Source organism: Vibrio splendidus (assembly GCF_001557875.1).
GTDB classification, from domain to species: Bacteria; Pseudomonadota; Gammaproteobacteria; order Enterobacterales; family Vibrionaceae; genus Vibrio; species Vibrio splendidus_F.
Genome location: NZ_LNRF01000012.1, coordinates 89,641 through 109,116, shown reverse-complemented (window position 1 = coordinate 109,116; position 19,476 = coordinate 89,641). Strand labels below are relative to the sequence as shown.

Here is a 19,476-nt window from a genome sequence, read left to right as displayed (position 1 = left end):
AAACGCTTTAATCTAAGTAGTTTTTCTCAAATACGCCTGGCGGCATTTGATTGATTTGAAACTGAATCATTTGGTCAAATGCCGTTAGCAACGGGCTAAAGTCGCCATCACGCTCTAACAAGCTAAGCAAATGAGAGCCCGCTTCAACTGTTGAAAGGCTGTTTTCACTGGGTGCTTTGCGAATTCGATAATTACCCTTGAGATCTTTTGGTAAGTGGACCGTGTTCAACGCATGCAAGTTACTCGACACTTGCCACATCTTGAATGCTTTCTTCCACGTCCCATCCAATAAAATCACACGTAGCTTCTTGCTTGGGTATGTTGCCGACTCAACAGACACAGAGTTTTCACTTGGGTATAAAATCACATGTTGGTACTGTTCATCGGCCAGTAATGCGTTGAGTTGTTCATTGTCTGAAAAGTCTTCACCGACAAACGTCACGCTATTACTTAAAGATAACGAGAGAATACGCGCAGTTCCCATCGGACGATGCTCTTCTGATGGGTGCTGAAGAATGATAAGCTCAACATTCGATTCGAGTGGTGTAATCCACTGACAAATACAAGCTTTCAAAGCCTTGCTGCATTGGGGGCAATAACGAGACATGGATTTAATGTGTACCCTGTTTTAATTTTCACTTCACTTTTATGCGTCTTATTCCAACTTGAGCCAATACAAGCTTGGGTCGTTTGGGATAGCAATGCGATTGCCGAGGGGCAATGGTGGCGAATCCTAACAGGAAACTTTTCACATACCAACTACTCACACCTTCTGATGAATCTAGCAGGCTTGTGGATCATCAGCTATCTGTTTCAACCGAGCAAAAAACAGCTTGTTGCAGCTTTGCTTGTGATTAGTTTAGCGACTGGCGTCGCTCTATTATCTTCGAGTATTCAGATCTATGTTGGCCTATCTGGCACTTTGCATGGGTTGTTTGGCTTATTCGCGCTCAAAGAGGCTTTAAACGGCAGGAAATCTAGTTGGCTATTAGTATTGGGATTAGTCACTAAAGTCGCTTGGGAGCAGCTTATTGGTCCTTCTAGTACGACTGGTGAACTGATTAACGCTCGTGTCGCGATTGAAGCCCACCTAGCAGGTGCACTGGCCGGGGGCTTCATAGCTATCGTTTTATACCTAACCAATAAAGAAACGGATCAAAGTTGAATTCTTTCGCGGTTCTTTTTAACTGTCGCTTCACCTATCCCTTTGACACTCGCCAAGTCATCAGCAGTTGTAAACGCACCGTTCTGCTCTCTGTAGTCGACAATCTCTTGAGCTTTTTTGTCACCCACACCAACCAGTAGTGCTGATAACTCTTCTGCTGTCGCGGTATTGATGTTAACCGTAATCTCAATGCCATCGTAAAGCTCAGCCTTAGTTGGGCTATCTGCAAACACTGCAGGGCTTAAGAGCATCAGAAATGAAAGAAGTAGTGTTGAATATATCGTGCGCATAAATCGTTCCTTTGTGCAAAAAAGGTAACTTATGCATTTGCCGCGCTAGATAACACAATCACCAGACAAAAATAAAGCGGGTCACCTAAGTGACCCGCTTCGTTATACATCTTGTTTTCATCAGTTTGTTTGTTGGCTCACAAATCTGCTTTGTGGCTTAACTTGCGAGACAATTGATGATTATTGACCTTGGCCTACTACGTAGTATTCAACGTCTGCGTTTTTACGAAGTACGTTTAATACGTTAGTCAGATCTTGTTGGTTGCCAACTCGCTCCAACTGTGCACCAATTTGAGTGCTGTAAGCTGGGTTAATTTCAGCCGTTACTTTAGAAAGCTCAACAACAACGATGTTACCGTCTTGGTCTTTAGATTGACCGAACACAGCTTGGCCTGCTTCTGGTTTCGCTAGAGCGAATACAGATGCTGCTAATGGAGAGTTACGGTCAATCGTTTCAAGTTCAGTGAACTCAAGGTTGTTGTCCGCTAAAACTGCTTCATTGCCAGCTTTAAGTTCGTTCACTAGAGAAACACCTAGCTCAACCGCTTGTTGCTCAGCTTGTACAGCAGACAATGCAGCTACAACTTGATCTTTCACTTCAGCTAGAGGAAGAACTGTCTCGTCGCGAGTCTCTTCTACACGAACAACGATTACATGCTCAGGAGCCACTTCGATAACTTCAGAGTTTAGACCGTCTTCTTTCACTTCAGGGCTCAAGATAGCTTGCATAACTGCAGGCGTCATCAGAACTTCTGGAGCGTCAATTTGAGAGATGAAATCTGTTGTTATGATCTTCGCATTGATAGCTTCTGCAGAATCATCTAGAGAATCTGGGAATTCAAACGCTACTTTTTCTAGCTCAGTTTGTTGCTCGTAGAACTGGTCTACAGCGTGCTGGTCTAGAAGCTCTTGCTTAATCTCTGCCGCTACTTCAGTGTAAGGCTGAGCTTGAGACGCTTTTAGTTCGTCTAGCTTGATGATGTGGTAGCCGAAATCAGATTTAACTAGGCCAGTCGTGTCACCAATATTCTCAAGAGCGAAAGCCGCGTCTTCGAATGCTGGGTCCATCACATCGCGCTCAATCCAACCTAGGTCACCACCAACGTCTGCACTACCGAAATCGTCAGATTTCTCTTCCGCTAGCGTAGCAAAATCAGCGCCTGCATTTAGCTCGTCCAGGATAGACTGAGCTTTCGCTTCGTCATCGCCTTGAACTAGGATGTGGCTAACTTTACGTTGCTCTTCAGTTGAGTATTTGTCTAGGTGCTCTTGGTAGTATTTCTGTGCTTCTTCATCGCTTACTTCAAGCTGAGACTTAAGCGCTTCAGCAGAAAGCTCAATGTAAGAAACCTTAGCTTGCTCTGGACGAGTATAAGCCGCAGGGTTCTCTTGGTAGTACTGTTCGATTTGCTCGTCAGTTAACTCGATGCCTTTTGCTAGGTCAGCAACAGACAGTGTCACTGTGCGAATGTCACGAGTTTGTGCGATAAGCTTGCTCTGAATATCGATTTCGCCTTGAAGAACGAATTCACTGCCTTGAAGTGCAGTCACAAGCTGGTTACGCATTAGGTCACGACGCATGTATTCAGCGAAGCTCTCTGCGCTGAAACCTGCACGACGTAGTGCCGATTGGTAAACTTCTTGGTCGAATTGACCAGCTGTTTGGAACTGAGGCATTTCTAGAATCATTGTACGGATTTGAGAATCACTGATTCGTAGGCCTAAAGACTCAGCTTGCTGCTCAAGCAGTACATCGTTGATCATGCGATCAAGTACTGATTTACGGAAAGACTCTACGTATGCAGGGTCTGCAAGCATTTGAGCGAAGTAATCGCCAAGTTGAGACTGCATGCGATTACGTTCGTTTTGGTAAGCCTGTTCGAACTCACCACGAGCAATTTCTGTGTTGCCAACTTTAGCTGCTGCGTTGTTACCGCCACCGGTGATGTAGCTGCCTACACCTGCGAATACGAATGACAGGATAATCAACCCAAGGATAATTTTTACCGCGATGCTATTCACGCCTTCGCGTAATCGATCCATCATAATTTAAGTGCTCTCCGGATATGAAGCATTGGCTTCAAAATAAAAATCTATTCACGCGATATTATCAGAAAAAGAAATGCGCATCAGTAGGATGCGCATAATTTAAATAAGTTCAATGTGCTTTGTACACATACTGTTTAAGGATGAAACATCATTTTTCAAACAGTAAACGCATTTTACAGCCTTCCCCTCGCAAAACCGAGGTTTCAGCAGTAGAAATTAGTTACATGCGTCTTTAAGTGCTTTACCCGCTTTGAAGCCAGGTACTTTAGCTTCTGCGATTTGGATCTCTTCACCAGTTTTTGGGTTACGACCTGTACGAGCAGCACGAGTACGAACACTGAAAGTACCAAAGCCAACAAGTGCAACTTGGTCGCCTGATTGTAGCGTTGTGCCAACTGCTTCGATGAATGCGTCTAGAGCGCGGCCAGCTGAAGCTTTAGAGATGTCTGCGTTTTCTGCGATTGATTCTACTAGTTGTGTTTTATTCACTGTTTTTCCCCTATGTGTCATCTGTGACTACTTCTTGATGACTGTACGTTCCATTTTGGTTTTAATTTAGCCGCAAGCCTTATTGCAAAAGGGCTGCCGCTTTGATCAATAACTTAGCGTCCAAAAAAAACGCTGACAAGCCTTTTCGGGCCTATCAGCGTAATTCTTTACTTATTTTTGCTATGCATCACTATTTTTTCACGTCAAACTCGACCCCTGACGGATCTCGTTCTAGCGCTACTTTGAGTACTTCATCAATCCACTGAACCGGGATCACCTTCAAGTCAGCGATTACGTTGTCAGGAATCTCTTCCAAATCACGCTCGTTGTCTTTAGGAATCAGTACCGTTTTGATACCGCCACGGTGTGCTGCAAGCAGTTTTTCTTTCAAGCCACCGATAGGTAAAACTTCACCACGAAGGGTAATTTCACCTGTCATACCGACCTCTGCTTTAACAGGGTTACCCGTCAAGCTAGACACCAATGCAGTACACATTGCGATACCCGCACTCGGGCCATCTTTCGGTGTCGCCCCTTCCGGTACGTGAACATGAATATCGCGCTTTTCGTAGAAATCTGAGTTAATACCCAGTTTTTCTGCACGAGAACGAACTACGGTCATTGCCGCTTGAATCGATTCTTTCATCACATCACCAAGTGAACCGGTTTGCGTTAGCTTACCTTTACCCGGCATTGCTTCAGTTTCGATAGTCAGTAGATCACCACCAACTTGAGTCCAAGCTAAACCAGTCACTTGACCAATACGGTTACTTTCATCCGCTTTACCGAAGTCATGACGTTGAACGCCTAAGTACTCTTTCAGGTTATCAATATTAACCGTTACAGACTTAAGGTCGCTGTCTAGCAAGATGTTCTTCACTGCTTTACGACAGATCTTAGAGATTTCACGCTCTAGGCTACGTACACCCGCTTCACGCGTGTAGTAACGAATGATGCCGATGATGGCAGAGTCTTCAATCTCAATTTCATGAGGCTTAAGACCGTTGCGTTGAACTTGCTTGTCCAATAGGTGGCTCTTAGCGATGTTCAGCTTTTCATCTTCTGTGTAACCAGACAGGCGAATCACTTCCATACGGTCCAATAGTGGGCCAGGAATGTCCATCGAGTTAGACGTTGCCACGAACATCACATCAGATAGATCGTAATCGACTTCTAGGTAGTGATCGTTGAATGCGTTGTTCTGCTCAGGGTCGAGTACTTCTAGAAGTGCTGAAGATGGGTCGCCACGCATATCAGAAGACATCTTATCGATTTCATCTAATAGGAACAGTGGGTTCTTAACACCAACTTTAGACATCTTCTGGATCAGTTTACCCGGAAGTGAACCGATGTACGTACGACGGTGACCACGAATTTCAGCTTCATCACGAACACCGCCTAGCGCCATACGTGTGTACTTACGACCCGTTGCCGCAGCAATCGAACGACCTAGCGAGGTCTTACCAACACCAGGAGGACCTACAAGACAAAGGATCGGGCCTTTTAGCTTGTTGATACGGTTTTGTACTGCCAAGTACTCAAGAATACGTTCTTTAACACGCTCTAAGCCGTAGTGATCTTCGTTTAAGATCTCTTCCGCTTTGGCTAAATTCTTTTTAACTTTTGAACGCTTAGCCCAAGGAACACCAACCATCCAATCAATGTAGCTACGTACTACTGTTGCTTCAGCAGACATTGGCGACATCATTTTCAGTTTTTGAAGTTCTTGCTCAGTTTTCTCACGAGCTTCTTGAGGCATCTTAGAATCTTCGATCTTCTTCTTCAGAGTCTCGAATTCATCAGGTGCGTCGTCCATCTCACCAAGTTCTTTCTGAATCGCTTTCATTTGCTCATTCAGGTAGTACTCACGCTGAGATTTTTCCATCTGCTTCTTAACGCGGCCACGGATGCGTTTTTCAACTTGCAGGATGTCAATTTCTGACTCCATTTGGCCCATCAAGAATTCCAGACGTTCTGTCACATCTAAGATTTCTAGAACGTGCTGCTTGTCTACCAACTTAAGTGGCATGTGCGCAGCAATCGTATCAGCAAGGCGAGCTGCCTCATCAATACCGTTCAGAGAGGTCAGAACCTCTGGTGGAATCTTTTTGTTTAGCTTAATAAAACCTTCGAATTGATTGATCGCACTGCGAACAACCACTTCTTGTTCTTTTTCGTCAAGTTCTGAGGTAACAACGTATTCGGCATCCGCTAAGAAGAATTCACTTTCTTTGAATTGGTGGATTTTTGCACGCTGCTGACCTTCAACAAGTACTTTTACCGTACCATCAGGGAGCTTTAGTAACTGAAGAATAGTAGCGACTGTACCTACGTTAAATAGGTCGTCGATTGAAGGCTCATCAGTGTCCGCTTCTTTCTGCGCTACAAGTAGTACTTGTTTGTTAGCTTCCATTGCCGATTCAAGGCATGTAATCGATTTTTCACGACCAACAAACAATGGAATAACCATGTGTGGGTAAACCACTACATCACGTAGAGGTAGCACGGGGATTTCGATACGCTCGGAACGTTCCAAGTTCATATATTTCTCTCTTCCGCTTTAACTTATAAAGCAGTATATGGGGCTTAAACGACTGGATTCAATGGAAGAATAAAAAAAAGGAGGTAATTGCTTACCTCCTTTTTCAATTTGAGTGACTTGTCTAAAAAAGACCTACTCTGCAACAGCTGCTTGGTTATCTGAGTTGCTGTAAATCAATAGTGGTTCTGATTCACCATTAATTACCGACTCATCAATCACAACCTTGCTTACATCAGTTGAAGATGGCAGTTCGTACATAGTTTCTAGTAGAACACCCTCCAAGATAGAGCGTAGACCACGAGCACCTGTTTTACGGTTCATTGCTTTTTTAGCAATTGCACGTAGGGCGTCTTCACGGAATTCTAGCTCTGTATCCTCAAGCTCAAATAATGCTGCGTACTGTTTTGTCAGTGCATTCTTTGGCTCACATAGGATTTGGATTAGCGCTTCTTCATCAAGCTCTGTCAGTGTTGTTGTCACAGGTAGACGACCAATGAATTCTGGAATCAGACCATACTTCACTAGATCTTCAGGTTCTACTTGAGTGAACAATTCACCGATAGTTTTGGTTTCGTCTTTTGAACGCACTTCTGCGCCGAAGCCGATACCTGAACCTGTTTCTACACGTTGCTCAATCACTTTATCTAAGCCGGCAAACGCACCACCACAGATAAATAGGATCTTAGACGTGTCCACTTGCAAGAACTCTTGCTGTGGATGCTTACGACCACCTTGAGGTGGAACTGAAGCCACTGTACCTTCAACAAGTTTTAGTAGAGCTTGCTGTACACCTTCACCAGACACGTCACGCGTGATTGATGGGTTTTCAGCTTTACGAGAAATCTTGTCGATTTCATCGATGTAAACAATGCCACGTTCCGCTTTCGCTACGTCGTAATCACATTTCTGAAGCAACTTCTGGATGATGTTTTCAACATCTTCGCCCACGTAACCCGCTTCGGTTAGTGTTGTTGCGTCTGCCATTGTGAATGGAACGTCTAGGAAACGAGCCAATGTTTCAGCCAGTAGTGTTTTACCACTACCAGTAGGACCGATAAGAAGAATGTTACTCTTACCTAGCTCTACGCCTTCAGCTGTCGTATCACCATTACGTAAACGCTTGTAGTGGTTATAAACTGCAACTGCTAGCACTTTCTTCGCGTATTCTTGACCGATTACATAGTCGTCAAGATGCTCACGAATCTCTCGCGGCGTTGGCAGCGATTCCGATTCTTTCTTAGGAAGAACATCTTTAATTTCTTCACGAATAATGTCGTTACAAAGATCGACACATTCATCACAAATGTAAACAGAAGGACCTGCGATTAACTTGCGAACTTCGTGTTGGCTTTTGCCACAGAAAGAGCAGTAAAGCAGTTTACCGCTACCACCCTCTTTGCTTTTATCTGTCATTCGCTAACCTCTTAGCCTTTACTCTCTATGCTTGAGTGTATATCAATTTGAATCACTTTGCGTTAAACAATTGCCCTGCAATTATTGACCGCGGTGATTAAGAACTGAATCCACCAAGCCGTATTCTACTGCTTGATCAGCAGACATGAAATTGTCACGATCTGTATCACGCTCAACAACTTCTAGAGGCTGACCCGTGTGCTCTGCCAATAGTTTGTTTAGCTTTTGCTTGATCGTTAGGATCTCTTGCGCGTGAATTTGAATATCAGACGCTTGGCCTTGGAAGCCGCCAAGTGGCTGGTGAATCATTACACGTGAGTTTGGAAGCACGTGACGCTTACCTGGAGTACCACCCGCTAGTAAGAATGCACCCATAGAGCAAGCTTGACCCATACATACTGTGCTCACGTTTGGCTTGATGAACTGCATTGTGTCATAGATAGACATGCCTGCTGTTACGCTACCGCCAGGTGAGTTGATGTAAAGATAGATATCTTTGTCTGGGTTTTCTGATTCCAAGAAAAGCAGTTGAGCCACGACAAGATTTGCCATGTGGTCTTCCACTTGACCTGTTAAGAAAATGATACGTTCTTTTAATAGACGAGAATAAATATCGTAAGAACGTTCACCACGGGAAGTCTGTTCAACCACCATAGGAACTAGTGCGTCCATAATCGATGGCATTGTGTTTTTTTCTTGGTAGCTCATATTCTTATGTCCCTAAAATAAATGGCCCGAATGATTAAATCATACGGACCATTGTTAGCAGAATTGTTGACCGTACGTCAACCTTCTACGTCAGATATTACTATATTAAGCAGGTTGCTGATTCATTAGCTCGTTGAAGCTAACTTCTTTATCAGAAACTTGAGCTTTAGCGATGATTGCATCAATAGCTTGCTCTTCTAGAGCAACATTGCGCATGTTGTTCATCATTTGCTCGTTTTGCTCGTAGTAAGCAATAACTTCTGTTGGATCTTCGTATGCTGTAGCCATCTCTTCGATGATAGCTTTAACTTTCTCGTCGTCAGCTTTTAGCTCTTCAGTCTTGATTACTTCACCAAGAAGAAGACCTACAACTACGCGACGTTTAGCTTGCTCTTCGAACAGCTCACGTGGAAGTTGGTCAGCAGCTTCAGTGTTGCCACCGAAACGTTGAGCAGCTTGTTGACGTAGAACACCGATTTCTTGATCGATTAGAGCAGAAGGTACGTCGATGTTGTTTTCGTTAACTAGACCGTCGATAGCTTGCTCTTTGATGCGGTTCTTAACAGCTTGCTTAAGCTCACGCTCCATGTTCTTACGAACTTCAGCTTTAAGACCTTCAACGCCGTCAGCAGCGCCGAACTTAGAAACGAATTCTTCGTTTAGTTCTGGAAGTTCACGAGCTTCAACTTTGTTCAGCTTGATAGAGAACTTAGCTGCTTTACCTTTTAGGTTTTCAGCGTGGTAATCTTCTGGGAAGTTTACGTCGATTTCGAATTCCATACCTGCTGTTTTACCAACGATACCGTCTTCGAAGCCAGGGATCATGCGACCAGCGCCCATCTCTAGTGGGAAGTTCTCAGCTTTGCCGCCTTCGAACTCTTCACCGTCGATAGAACCAACGAAGTCGATAGTTGCACGAGAACCAGCGTCAGCAGCAGCTTCAACTTCAGTCCAAGTTGCTTGTTGCTTACGTAGAGTTTCGATCATCTCTTCAACGTCAGCTTCTTTAACTTCTACTGCTGGTTTCTCAACAGTGATGTTTTCTAGACCTTTCAGCTCAACTTCTGGGTAAACTTCAAAAGTTGCGTTGAATACTAGGTCAGCGCCTTCGTTGTTTTCAACTGGTGCGAAAGTAGGTGCGCCAGCTGGGTTGATTTTCTCTTTAACGATCGCTTCGATGAAGTGACGTTGCATTACTTCGCCCATCACGTCTTGACGTACTGCTTTGCCGTACATTTTAGCAACCATCTTCATTGGCACTTTGCCTTTACGGAAACCATCGAAACGACGGTTTTTCGCGATGTTGCGTAGTTCAGCTGTAACTGCATCTTCGATGTTAGCAGCAGGAACAGTAATATTAAGACGGCGCTCTAGGCCTTCTAGCGTTTCAACAGTAACTTGCATTATATAAACCTCAAAACTGGCTCAGTAATCTGAGCATATGAGCCGTAACTTAGCTTTAATTCAAAAGCAGACGTTGTTGGCTGCATCCTTGTGTAGTGCTCTATCCGAACACCTAATTTAAAATCGAGCATTGATGTCTGAATTGATTATTCAACCAAACACCAGACTAATCAGCGATATCTTCGTTCTTCACACGTCGATTAAAACGCAATAAAGCTTGTTTTCAGAAACAAGAAAGGTATCTCCGATTAGCCTCAGGACAGAAATTTTAGACGCGACATTCTAGCGATCTGTTTAATCTCTGTCGAGCCGTTCACCTCTGCATGATGATGAATGCTCTAAATTCGTCCAACTAAATGATACAAAAACGATCAAATCATCACTTAGCACAACAGAAATGGGGACAATAGCGACTTTTTCAAGGGAATCGAGGGCTTTTTTTGCTAAAAACCTTAAAAAGAGATCTTGCTCTTGTTTTACCCCTCAGAGTCGATAACTTTTTCAACAATCCCCGTTACAAACCCTTAACCTACCCCCATCTGTTCACTCTCTGCTTTCAGCAAAAACCACCGCTATTTGCTACCATAAACGAGAGAAGACAGGCTTGATTGTTTACCAAAAAATTTAGCGGAGAGCCTTAATGTTTCAAGCTTTTAGAATCCCAATACTATTAATGGTCACATACAGTTTACTGATGGTGTTTGGTGGTCATTGGGTGTGGAGCACAAGCCATGAAAGTTTGTTAAATGAACATCAATCTAAGCTCGACCGTTTTTCGGTTCATATTTCAAGTCAATTGGACAAGTTCGCTCACATTCCCGAGCTGCTTTCAAAAGACAAAGAATTGGTGGATGCCCTACACTCCCCAAGTAACTCTGCACAGATCGAACTCACGAATCGTTATCTAGAGCACGTAAACTCGGTGATTCAAGCATCCGATACCTACCTATTAGACAGTATCGGCACCACCATCGCAGCCAGTAATTGGAACCAACCGCGTTCTTTTATTCGTCGTAATTTTGCTTTCCGCCCCTACTTTCAAGAAGCGATTCTTGGTAATGAAAATCAATATTTTGCGCTAGGTTCAACCTCAGGAAAACGTGGCTATTATTATTCTTACCCCGTCTCCTATGCCGCCGAGATTATTGGCGTCATTGTTGTAAAGATGGATTTATCGCTGATTGAAGCAAGTTGGAAAGGCAAACAGAGTTTTTTTGTTGCTGACGATAAAGACCAGATCGTATTTATGTCGAGTAACCCTGAATGGCTGTTCAAAAGCCTTCAACCACTAAGCGAAGAACAACACTCTCGAATTCAAGAAAGCAGACAGTATCTCGATACCAAAATAGAAAGCCTGCATTTCTCCGGTGATTTAGAGAGCGCTACTAGCAATATTGAGTCTTCGCATAAGCTCGTCCAAGAGCATTTTTTTAGCTCTTCACGCTTTTTAGCCGAACCAAAACTTACAATCCGAGTGTTCTCTCCAACTCATTTAGTTTGGTGGGACTTGGTGGCTTACCTTGTAGTTCTCAGCCTTATCTTTGCGATTATTTATCTAACAATGCAGCTCAATCACCATCGACAACAAAGACGTGCTCAGATAGACAGGCTGCAATCCGAAGCCAAGCAAAAACTCGAATTTCAAGTGCTTGAACGTACATCGGAGTTGCATGTTGAGATCAAACACCGTATCGAAACCGAGCATGTACTGAGACAAACCCAAGACGAGCTCATCCAAGCCGCCAAACTGGCAGTGCTAGGGCAGATGTCAGCGAGCATCAGCCATGAATTGAATAACCCGCTCGCTGCGATTCGCAGTTATGCCGACAATGGCCGACTGTTTCTTGCCAAAGATAAAACCGATCGGGTCGACGACAACCTATCGCGAATCTCGGCACTCACTGATCGCATGGCGAAAATCAGCCACCAGCTTCGCTCCTTCGCCAAGAAATCCACCGCAGAAGAGCTACACACATTACAGATACTCCCAGTTTTACATTCATCGAAAGAGCTGATGAAGCCACAGCTCAAGAGTGAACGAGTTAAGGTCAACGAACTCCCTGAAACCTTTGATGCTTGCGTGCTGGCCAACGCTATTCAACTGGAACAGGTGATCATTAACCTGCTAACTAACGCGATTCAGGCGATGGAACAACAAGATGACAAACAATTAGCTATTCTGTTAGAGATTAGGGAATCCGACCATCAACAAGCCCAGACCTTGCTGATTCATGTCGATGATAATGGTCCCGGCTTCACCTCCCCTTCGAACGGAAACTTTTTTGAACCCTTCCATACCACCAAGAAAAACGGACTTGGACTTGGGCTATCGATTTCTCAACAAATAATCAGCGGAATAAATGGCAAGCTCGTTACAGGAAGCAGCCCTCAAGGTGGTGCTCGATTCAGTATAGAGTTACCCCTTGTTGAACAAGAACAGCAAGTAAAAACGCAGCAATAACCAGAATACAAAGAAGTAAAGGAATCACTATGTGTCACGTCTATTTCATTGATGATGAATCCGATCTAAGAATGGCGATTGAACAGAGCTTCGAGCTCGCCGACATTGATGCCGAATTCTTTCCCGATGCGGAGTCTGCTCTGCTCGCGATTCAAGAAAACGGCCTACCTCACGTGATCATCACTGATATCTGTTTACCAGGGGTTTCCGGGCATGACTTGCTAAACACCTTGATGCACAAAGACAAAGAGATCCCCGTGATTATGATTACTGGTCACGGCGATATTTCGATGGCCGTTCAAGCAATCCAATACGGCGCCTATGACTTCATCGAAAAGCCGTTCGCCAATGAGCGCCTAATCGAAACCACCAAGCGAGCGATAGAAAAACGTCAACTCACCCTCGAGAACCTTGAGTTAAAACGTTCACTCAAGGCCAGCCAAGCGCTTGGCCCAAGGATCATTGGTGACACGCAATCAATGACTGAGCTGCGGTCTATCATCACTCACGTTGCCGACACCAACGCTGATATTTTGTTATTTGGCGAAACAGGTACAGGCAAAGAGTTGGTCGCACGCTCTTTACATGAACAAAGCAGCAGACGAGAACAAAACTTCGTCGCGGTCAATTGCGGTGCGGTCCCTGAAAACCTGATTGAGAGTGAACTGTACGGCCATGAAAAAGGCGCATTCACTGGCGCAGAAAGCAAGCGAGTGGGTAAATTTGAATTTGCTCAAGGCGGAACTCTATTCTTGGATGAAATTGAGTCCATGCCGATGCAAGCACAAATTCGCCTGTTGCGCGTCTTGCAAGAGCGAGTCATCGAAAGGGTTGGATCTAATGGTTTAGTCCCTCTGGACATTCGAGTGATTGCGGCCACTAAAGTCGACTTAAAGAAAGCCGCTGAAGAAGGCACTTTCCGCCAAGATCTCTATTATCGACTTAACGTTGTGACCTTAGACTTGCCGCCGTTAAGAAGCAGACAAGAAGACATCCCAGCCCTGTTCCATCACTTCTTACTGGTTGCTGCGGCGCGTTATGGCAAGACAGCCCCAGCCCTTCCACAAAAGGAACTGCACGCACTTTTGGCTCATGATTGGCCAGGGAATGTACGTGAGCTACGTAACAGCGCTGAACGCTTCATCTTACTCGGAAAACTAGCTCAATTGGGGGATGGTGCGAACTCAGAGATCCATTCAGACGCCAGTATTAGCCTATCGGACCAAGTGTCAGAGTTCGAAAAAGCGGTGATCGAGCGCGCGTTGATTGAGAATGAAGGGAGTATAAAATTAACCATGTCTCAATTAAATGTCCCTAGAAAAACGCTTTACGACAAAATGCAACGCTATCAAATCGACAAAGATAATTTTAAGTAAACAATAGATTTTGAAGTAAAAATTAAGCTACGAAATAAAAGAATCAACAACGAAACAAAACGCAAAGCGCAACTTGATCTGAATGTCTATCGAAACTGGCAGAGATAAGATTCCTCTTCCATAATTCATATGTCGACTTTAAGGATAAGTTGCATATGAACGAAAAAACGACCATTCCTGTCATTGTAGATACAGTGCTTATTGATGACCATTATGAAGTAGAAAGAAGATCTGGGCGCGATCGAAGAAAGAAAAAACTGCGCTGGAAAGGCTATGACAGACGCATAAGCGGTACTTTACGGCGCGGGAAAAAGAAAGCGATAGATGAAAAAGTATAACTCTTCATCTATCGCTGTTATCTCGATTGATAATAAAACCGTTCGTTAGATTAGCCGTGTATCTAAACCGCCAACTACTTGGTAATAATCTCCGGCCCCATCAAGGTGGTTGGTAACCATGTTGACACCCAAGGCACGTAAGTGACGATAATCAAGAACAAGAACATTACGCCTACCCAAGGCAGTGCGGCTTTTACCACGTTCATCATCGACATCTTCGCGACACCTGCGGTCACAAACAAATTGAGCCCGACAGGCGGCGTTATCATCCCTATCTCCATGTTCACCACCATCATGATACCTAAGTGAATTGGGTCGATACCGAGTGCAATGGCAATTGGGAATACCAACGGCGCTACGATTATCAGCAAACCTGATGGCTCCATGAACTGCCCACCAATCAAGAGTAGAACGTTCACCACAATCAAGAAGGTGATCGGTCCTAAGCCAGCAGAAAGCATAGACTCAGTGATCATTTGAGGAATACGCTCTTCTGTCAGTACATGCTTAAGAATCAACGCGTTGGCAATAATAAACAGCAGCATGATAGTCAGCTTACCCGCATCATAGAGCGTGTCTTTGGTGTCTTTGTGACAAAAGGTTTGGAACACCTTCACCAGCGCAGGCTTGGTATTGTTCTTGTCAGCGAAAGGTCCCATATCTTTATAGATGAAGTTGGCAATAAAGAATGCGTAAACCGCTGCTACAGCCGCCGCTTCTGTTGGTGTAAAGATTCCGCCATAGATACCACCCAGAATGATGACAATCAGTAGCAAGCCCCAACTCGCATCTTTCGCTGCTGCGAACATCTCGCCCCAACCCACAAACGGCTGTGCCGGAATCTTCTTAATACGTGCCGCAATGTAGATAGCTATCATCAACATCACGCCCGCCAACAGGCCAGGAATCACACCGCCTAGGAACATACGACCTACCGATACATCGGTCGCCGCAGCGTAAACCACCATCACGATTGACGGTGGAATCAAAATACCCAAGGTACCTGCGTTACAGATAACCCCTGCAGCGAATTCTTTTGTGTAGCCGTTTTTGATCATACCTGCGATAACAATACTACCGATCGCCACTACCGTTGCAGGAGATGAACCAGAAAGGGCTGCGAACATCATACATGCCACAACCGATGCCATAGCCAAACCGCCGCGGAACCAACCCACCATCGCGATAGCAAAACGAATAATCCGCTTCGCCACACCACCCGTAGACATGAAGCTAGAGGCCAAGATAAAGAAAGGAATCGCTAAGAGTGTGTAGTGGCCTGCAAATGCATTAAACAGCGTTTGTGCGACTGAAGCTAATGACGCATCTGAATGCATCAATAAGAATATTACGCTCGATAAACCGAGGGAAATTGCAATTGGTACACCGACCAACATGAAAGCAATTACCATTAAAAATAGAAATAACATTGCCATGATTAGTCTTCCTTACCGTTAAATTTTGTACCCGACTCGTTCGCTTTGTTCTGCTTAGTCGAATCCAATACTGCTGTCGCGTCTTCATCAGAACCCGCTAACACATCAGCTTTCAAGGCATCCAGCTCTTCTTCGGCTTCGTGTCCTGCAATCATACGGTCAAGCTTGCCTGTTACGACTTGGTAAGCAACTTGAGCAAAACGGAACGTCAGCATTGCCATACCAATCGGCAACGCCATATAAGGAATAAAACGTGGCAGTTTCTCGTATCGCTCTCCTTCATTCAGCCAGTCAGCAAGAAACTGAAGCATCTCTGGCATTGGAATATCGTCGGTCTCGTACCATGCGCGATCGGTCGCGAATGGGTACCAATAATTCCAAGAGCCGATAAGAAGTAAGATTGAAAATGCTAGGCAGCTTGTCACGGCGATTAGCGCGTACACTTTGCGTAGCTTTTCTGGGGCAAGGTTGATGATCACATCAACACCAATGTGGAAATGTTTTTTAACACCATAAGATGCGCCGACCAACACCATCCAAGCAAACATGAACACCGTCAATTCCAGTGCCCATAATATGTTGTCATTGAATGCGTATCGAAATACCACATTGGCAAAAGTAAGTAGCGTCATTGCGCCAAGGAAAAATGCGATTAATGACTCTTCAATCACATCCGTAACTCTTCCGACTTTGGAAAAAAGAGAGGTTTCCAGTGCTGATTCGCTAGAATTTGGTTGTTCCATTTGAGGCTTTTCCATAATTGACTCCGCTTATAATTGTTTTAATAAGGAGTGACGAATACTCGCCACTCCCTTAGCGGTATTATTGGTTTGAAGCTAACGCTGCATCGATAAGATCTGAACCGATGTCTTTTTCAAACTTCTTCCATACAGGTTGAAGCGCAACTACCCATGCTTCACGCTGTTTAGGCGTAAGTGTACGAACCTCACCACCAGCTTCGATGATGTTGTTTTTGTTCGCTAGGTTAACTTTTGAAGATTCTGCGTTACGCGTCTCAGACACTTCCTGAACGATAGTACCAAGCTGTGTGCGTACATCTTCAGGTAGGTCTTTCCAGAAGTCGTTTGACGTTACCACTAGGTAATCCAAGATACCGTGATTGGTTTCAGTCACGCCGTCTTGTACTTCAAAGAACTTCTTACCGTAGATGTTTGACCATGTGTTCTCTTGGCCATCGATAACCTTGGTTTGCAGGCCACCGTACACTTCTTTGAAAGACATCTTCTGTGGGTTAGCGCCTAGTTGTTCAAACTGAGCTACCAAAACGTCTGATGCTTGCACACGGAATTTCAAACCTTTTGCATCTTCAGGGCTGATAAGAGGTTTGTTCGCCGACATTTGTTTCATGCCGTTGTGCCAGAATGCTAAGCCTTGAAGACCACGACGCTTCATCGCATTCTTCAGTTTTTCACCAGATTCTGAGTTTTGGAAACGGTCGACGGCTTCTACGTCTTCAAATAGAAAAGGAAGGTCAAAAATGCGGTATTTCTTAGTGAATTTCTCAAATTTAGACAGCGAAGGTGCCGCCATTTGAACATCACCATTTAACAGGGCTTCCAGTACCTTATTATCATCGTAAAGTGTCGAGTTAGGGAAAACTTGCATACAAGCTTTACCATTCATTTCAGTGTTTACTCGCTCTTCTAGTAGAGAAGCGGCAATGCCTTTCGGGTGCTTATCGGTATTGGTTACGTGACTGAATTTAATCACGATTTCACCAGGGTCACAGTTTGCAGCAGCATTAAAACTTGTGAGCGCCAGAGCAGATACAGACAGCAGGGTAAGAGGCTTAAACATTATTATTCTCCTTAGTAAACAAAGCAGCCCTTCAATGGGAACTGCGTGCTTTCACTAAGGCAATTAGCGCGCCACATTGACACAAATCATTAACAACCCTTTAACCATAAGGCTTCATCAGTTCTATCTGCAGTAGTCGCGAACTCGCGGTAAGAGCTAATGGGTGGAAAATGACACATAGAATATTTGTAAATGGGTGGAAGCTGACCAATGTATTAGTAATGAATAAGGCCGAATGAGGTCTGACCAAAAGCTCGATAGTCGATGATGCCTTGAAGTAATTTCGACCTATCCTGTAAAGTGCTGCACAACTTAGTCAGATTTACTGATCCACTACTTACCAAGAGTTGCTACCAATGAGTCAGGTCTACCATCACCCAGTACAAATTTACTATGAAGATACCGATCACTCAGGTGTGGTTTATCACCCTAACTTTCTTAAATACTTCGAGCGTGCGCGCGAACATGTCTTGGGCAGCGATAAACTGGCGACCTTGTGGAATGAGCACGGATTAGGTTTTGCGGTGTATAAAGCCAACATGACTTTCCAAGATGGGGTTGAGTTCGCTGAGATTTGCGATATCAGAACCTCTTTTGAACTCGATGGAAAATACAAAACGCTATGGCGACAAGAAGTGTGGCGCAAAGATGCCACTAAGCCTGCTGTGATTGGTGATATTGAAATGGTCTGCCTTGATAAAGACAAGCAACTTCAGCCTGTACCCGCTGAAGTATTAAAAGCGATGCTTGGCGAAACGAGCTAACTTCACCTCACCAAGCTAGCTTAAAAGAGATGAGATGATGGAAAGGTTCTCATCTCTATCTGCATCGGTAGCAAATTTCCGCCGAGCGTAACCGCAAAGCGATACTGCTCATCCAACCGCCCTAAGCAACATTGCCAATCTGTAGAAATATCGGTTTGCTCAGTAACATCCAACCCAACTCCACTGTATATGCTGATTTCACCATGAAATCTAATTTCATCCTGCAACTTTGGTTGAAAATTCGAAGGGTGAATTGGCAATGTTTGCTCCGTCAGATTGGAGAAATCAAACGAAAAGCTTCGCAACGATGTGGCTAGCCCCCTGCCCGTCGCTTTGATATACGACTCCTTCAGCGCCCATAGATCGAAAAAGCGCTCTCTCTGCAGCTCTTTACTAAGTTTAAGTAAATCCGCCAATTCCATATCTGAAAAATAGTGCTTCATGATCGAATCGATATTGGTCGAGCTTCTTGCATGTTCGATATCGACACCCAGTTGAACTCGCTTCCCTTCTCTCTGGCAAACCGCGACTAACAAATGTTCTTTGCTATGACTGATATTGAAATTCAGGCCGGTTTCTATTTGTTGTTTCTCAATTAATCTTGGCTTCCCTTTCTCACCATATTCAAAGCACCACGCTTCAGGCATCAAATCAGAATAGCTAGACAGCACCTTTCTTAGGTAGTTGCGAACATACAGGGCCTGAATTTGAGATGAAGGCATTCGATAGCGCTCAACTTTGGCTATCTCGTCGGCCGTCAGTCTCTTTTTGAGCTGAGATACAATGTCTGGCTGGTCATTCAAGTTACCCAGAGAACATAGCCACAAATCAACAACGGGAGTTTTCATTTAACTCGAACTCACTTCTATAAATCACTCTTCAAAACACGATCGGAACAACCCAATCGAACAAATTTAACTCACCTATGAATTAAGTGGAACCTAGAGAATACGGGAGGGAAACCCCCTTCATATGAGGACTTAAAACTAATTTTTCAAATAATAACAAATTAAAACACAGATCACACTTAGCCTTACACAAGAGGCATCCATTAAATGTTACTTACAAAAATATGACATAGATCTCACCAACTCAAAATATAGAGCAAAAACACTAAAAAACAACTCATACCCATTAATTATCAATAAGTTAATTAAATTAAAAATACAAAAATCAAAACCATGCCAAATTCATCTGGTCTGAACAGATCATAGTGGCCTCTG

The 19,476-nt window shown here is 44.2% G+C and carries 17 protein-coding genes and 1 pseudogene; 5 read left to right on the top strand and 13 right to left on the bottom strand.

The window, feature by feature from the left end:
* Positions 1-7: 7 nt before the first annotated feature.
* On the bottom strand, positions 8-607 hold the full coding sequence (locus ATB74_RS20880; protein ID WP_061019607.1) for a tRNA-uridine aminocarboxypropyltransferase: 600 nt from the start codon (positions 605-607) through the stop codon (positions 8-10).
* A 9-nt stretch (positions 608-616) separates the two neighbouring features.
* Between ATB74_RS20880 and rrtA the strand changes: the two genes are divergently transcribed.
* A complete protein-coding gene (gene rrtA, locus ATB74_RS20875; protein WP_061019606.1) occupies positions 617-1,165 on the top strand; it encodes a rhombosortase in 549 nt (182 codons plus the stop codon).
* On the opposite strand, the gene ATB74_RS20870 is transcribed toward rrtA, so the two are convergent.
* The 8 genes and pseudogenes from ATB74_RS20870 to ATB74_RS24530 all read right to left on the bottom strand — a co-directional run.
* Complete coding sequence (locus ATB74_RS20870; protein ID WP_061019605.1) at positions 1,156-1,455, bottom strand: ComEA family DNA-binding protein; 300 nt, start codon at positions 1,453-1,455, stop codon at positions 1,156-1,158. The genes rrtA and ATB74_RS20870 overlap by 10 nt on opposite strands.
* A 180-nt stretch (positions 1,456-1,635) precedes the next feature.
* On the bottom strand, positions 1,636-3,501 hold the full coding sequence (gene ppiD, locus ATB74_RS20865) for a peptidylprolyl isomerase (RefSeq protein WP_061019604.1): 1,866 nt from the start codon (positions 3,499-3,501) through the stop codon (positions 1,636-1,638).
* A gap of 219 nt (positions 3,502-3,720) precedes the next feature.
* Positions 3,721-4,014 (bottom strand): HU family DNA-binding protein, encoded by a 294-nt coding sequence (locus ATB74_RS20860; protein ID WP_012604504.1) that lies wholly within the window; start codon positions 4,012-4,014, stop codon positions 3,721-3,723.
* A gap of 169 nt (positions 4,015-4,183) precedes the next feature.
* On the bottom strand, positions 4,184-6,535 hold the full coding sequence (gene lon / locus ATB74_RS20855) for an endopeptidase La (RefSeq protein WP_019824784.1): 2,352 nt from the start codon (positions 6,533-6,535) through the stop codon (positions 4,184-4,186).
* 132 nt (positions 6,536-6,667) lie between these two features.
* On the bottom strand, positions 6,668-7,948 hold the full coding sequence (gene clpX, locus ATB74_RS20850; RefSeq protein ID WP_009847283.1) for an ATP-dependent protease ATP-binding subunit ClpX: 1,281 nt from the start codon (positions 7,946-7,948) through the stop codon (positions 6,668-6,670).
* 81 nt (positions 7,949-8,029) lie between these two features.
* The gene (clpP, locus tag ATB74_RS20845; RefSeq protein ID WP_004736080.1) at positions 8,030-8,656 is read right to left on the bottom strand and encodes an ATP-dependent Clp endopeptidase proteolytic subunit ClpP; all 627 of its coding nucleotides are present in this window, start codon (positions 8,654-8,656) and stop codon (positions 8,030-8,032) included.
* 105 nt (positions 8,657-8,761) lie between these two features.
* Entirely contained in the window at positions 8,762-10,060 is a 1,299-nt protein-coding gene (tig, locus tag ATB74_RS20840; protein ID WP_017106221.1) for a trigger factor, read from the bottom strand.
* A 294-nt stretch (positions 10,061-10,354) separates the two neighbouring features.
* Positions 10,355-10,537 (bottom strand): annotated as a pseudogene (locus ATB74_RS24530) (hypothetical protein); the annotation flags it as partial.
* A 163-nt stretch (positions 10,538-10,700) separates the two neighbouring features.
* On the opposite strand from ATB74_RS24530, the gene ATB74_RS20835 reads away from it, so the two are divergent.
* The 3 genes from ATB74_RS20835 to ATB74_RS20825 all read left to right on the top strand — a co-directional run bounded on the left by ATB74_RS20835 (position 10,701) and on the right by ATB74_RS20825 (position 14,235).
* Positions 10,701-12,521: a sensor histidine kinase gene (locus ATB74_RS20835; protein ID WP_061019603.1), complete on the top strand. Its 1,821-nt coding sequence runs from the start codon at positions 10,701-10,703 to the stop codon at positions 12,519-12,521.
* 29 nt (positions 12,522-12,550) lie between these two features.
* Positions 12,551-13,897 carry a sigma-54-dependent transcriptional regulator gene (locus ATB74_RS20830; RefSeq protein ID WP_061019602.1) on the top strand — a complete coding sequence of 449 codons (1,347 nt, stop codon included), beginning with the start codon at positions 12,551-12,553 and terminating at the stop codon, positions 13,895-13,897.
* A gap of 155 nt (positions 13,898-14,052) precedes the next feature.
* A complete protein-coding gene (locus ATB74_RS20825) occupies positions 14,053-14,235 on the top strand; it encodes a hypothetical protein (RefSeq protein ID WP_017106218.1) in 183 nt (60 codons plus the stop codon).
* A 74-nt stretch (positions 14,236-14,309) separates the two neighbouring features.
* Here ATB74_RS20825 and ATB74_RS20820 read toward each other — a convergent pair whose 3' ends face one another.
* The 3 genes from ATB74_RS20820 to ATB74_RS20810 all read right to left on the bottom strand — a co-directional run bounded on the left by ATB74_RS20820 (position 14,310) and on the right by ATB74_RS20810 (position 17,489).
* On the bottom strand, positions 14,310-15,671 hold the full coding sequence (locus tag ATB74_RS20820; RefSeq protein ID WP_048661477.1) for a TRAP transporter large permease: 1,362 nt from the start codon (positions 15,669-15,671) through the stop codon (positions 14,310-14,312).
* Positions 15,672-15,673: 2 nt separating this feature from the next.
* Positions 15,674-16,429 carry a TRAP transporter small permease gene (locus tag ATB74_RS20815; RefSeq protein WP_048664262.1) on the bottom strand — a complete coding sequence of 252 codons (756 nt, stop codon included), beginning with the start codon at positions 16,427-16,429 and terminating at the stop codon, positions 15,674-15,676.
* Positions 16,430-16,493: 64 nt separating this feature from the next.
* Positions 16,494-17,489 (bottom strand): TRAP transporter substrate-binding protein, encoded by a 996-nt coding sequence (locus ATB74_RS20810; RefSeq protein WP_061019601.1) that lies wholly within the window; start codon positions 17,487-17,489, stop codon positions 16,494-16,496.
* Between the two features lie 356 nt (positions 17,490-17,845).
* Between ATB74_RS20810 and ATB74_RS20805 the strand changes: the two genes are divergently transcribed.
* A complete protein-coding gene (locus ATB74_RS20805; RefSeq protein WP_048661480.1) occupies positions 17,846-18,253 on the top strand; it encodes a thioesterase family protein in 408 nt (135 codons plus the stop codon).
* A gap of 20 nt (positions 18,254-18,273) precedes the next feature.
* Here ATB74_RS20805 and ATB74_RS20800 read toward each other — a convergent pair whose 3' ends face one another.
* Entirely contained in the window at positions 18,274-19,101 is an 828-nt protein-coding gene (locus ATB74_RS20800) for a 4'-phosphopantetheinyl transferase family protein (protein ID WP_061019600.1), read from the bottom strand.
* Positions 19,102-19,476 lie beyond the last annotated feature (375 nt).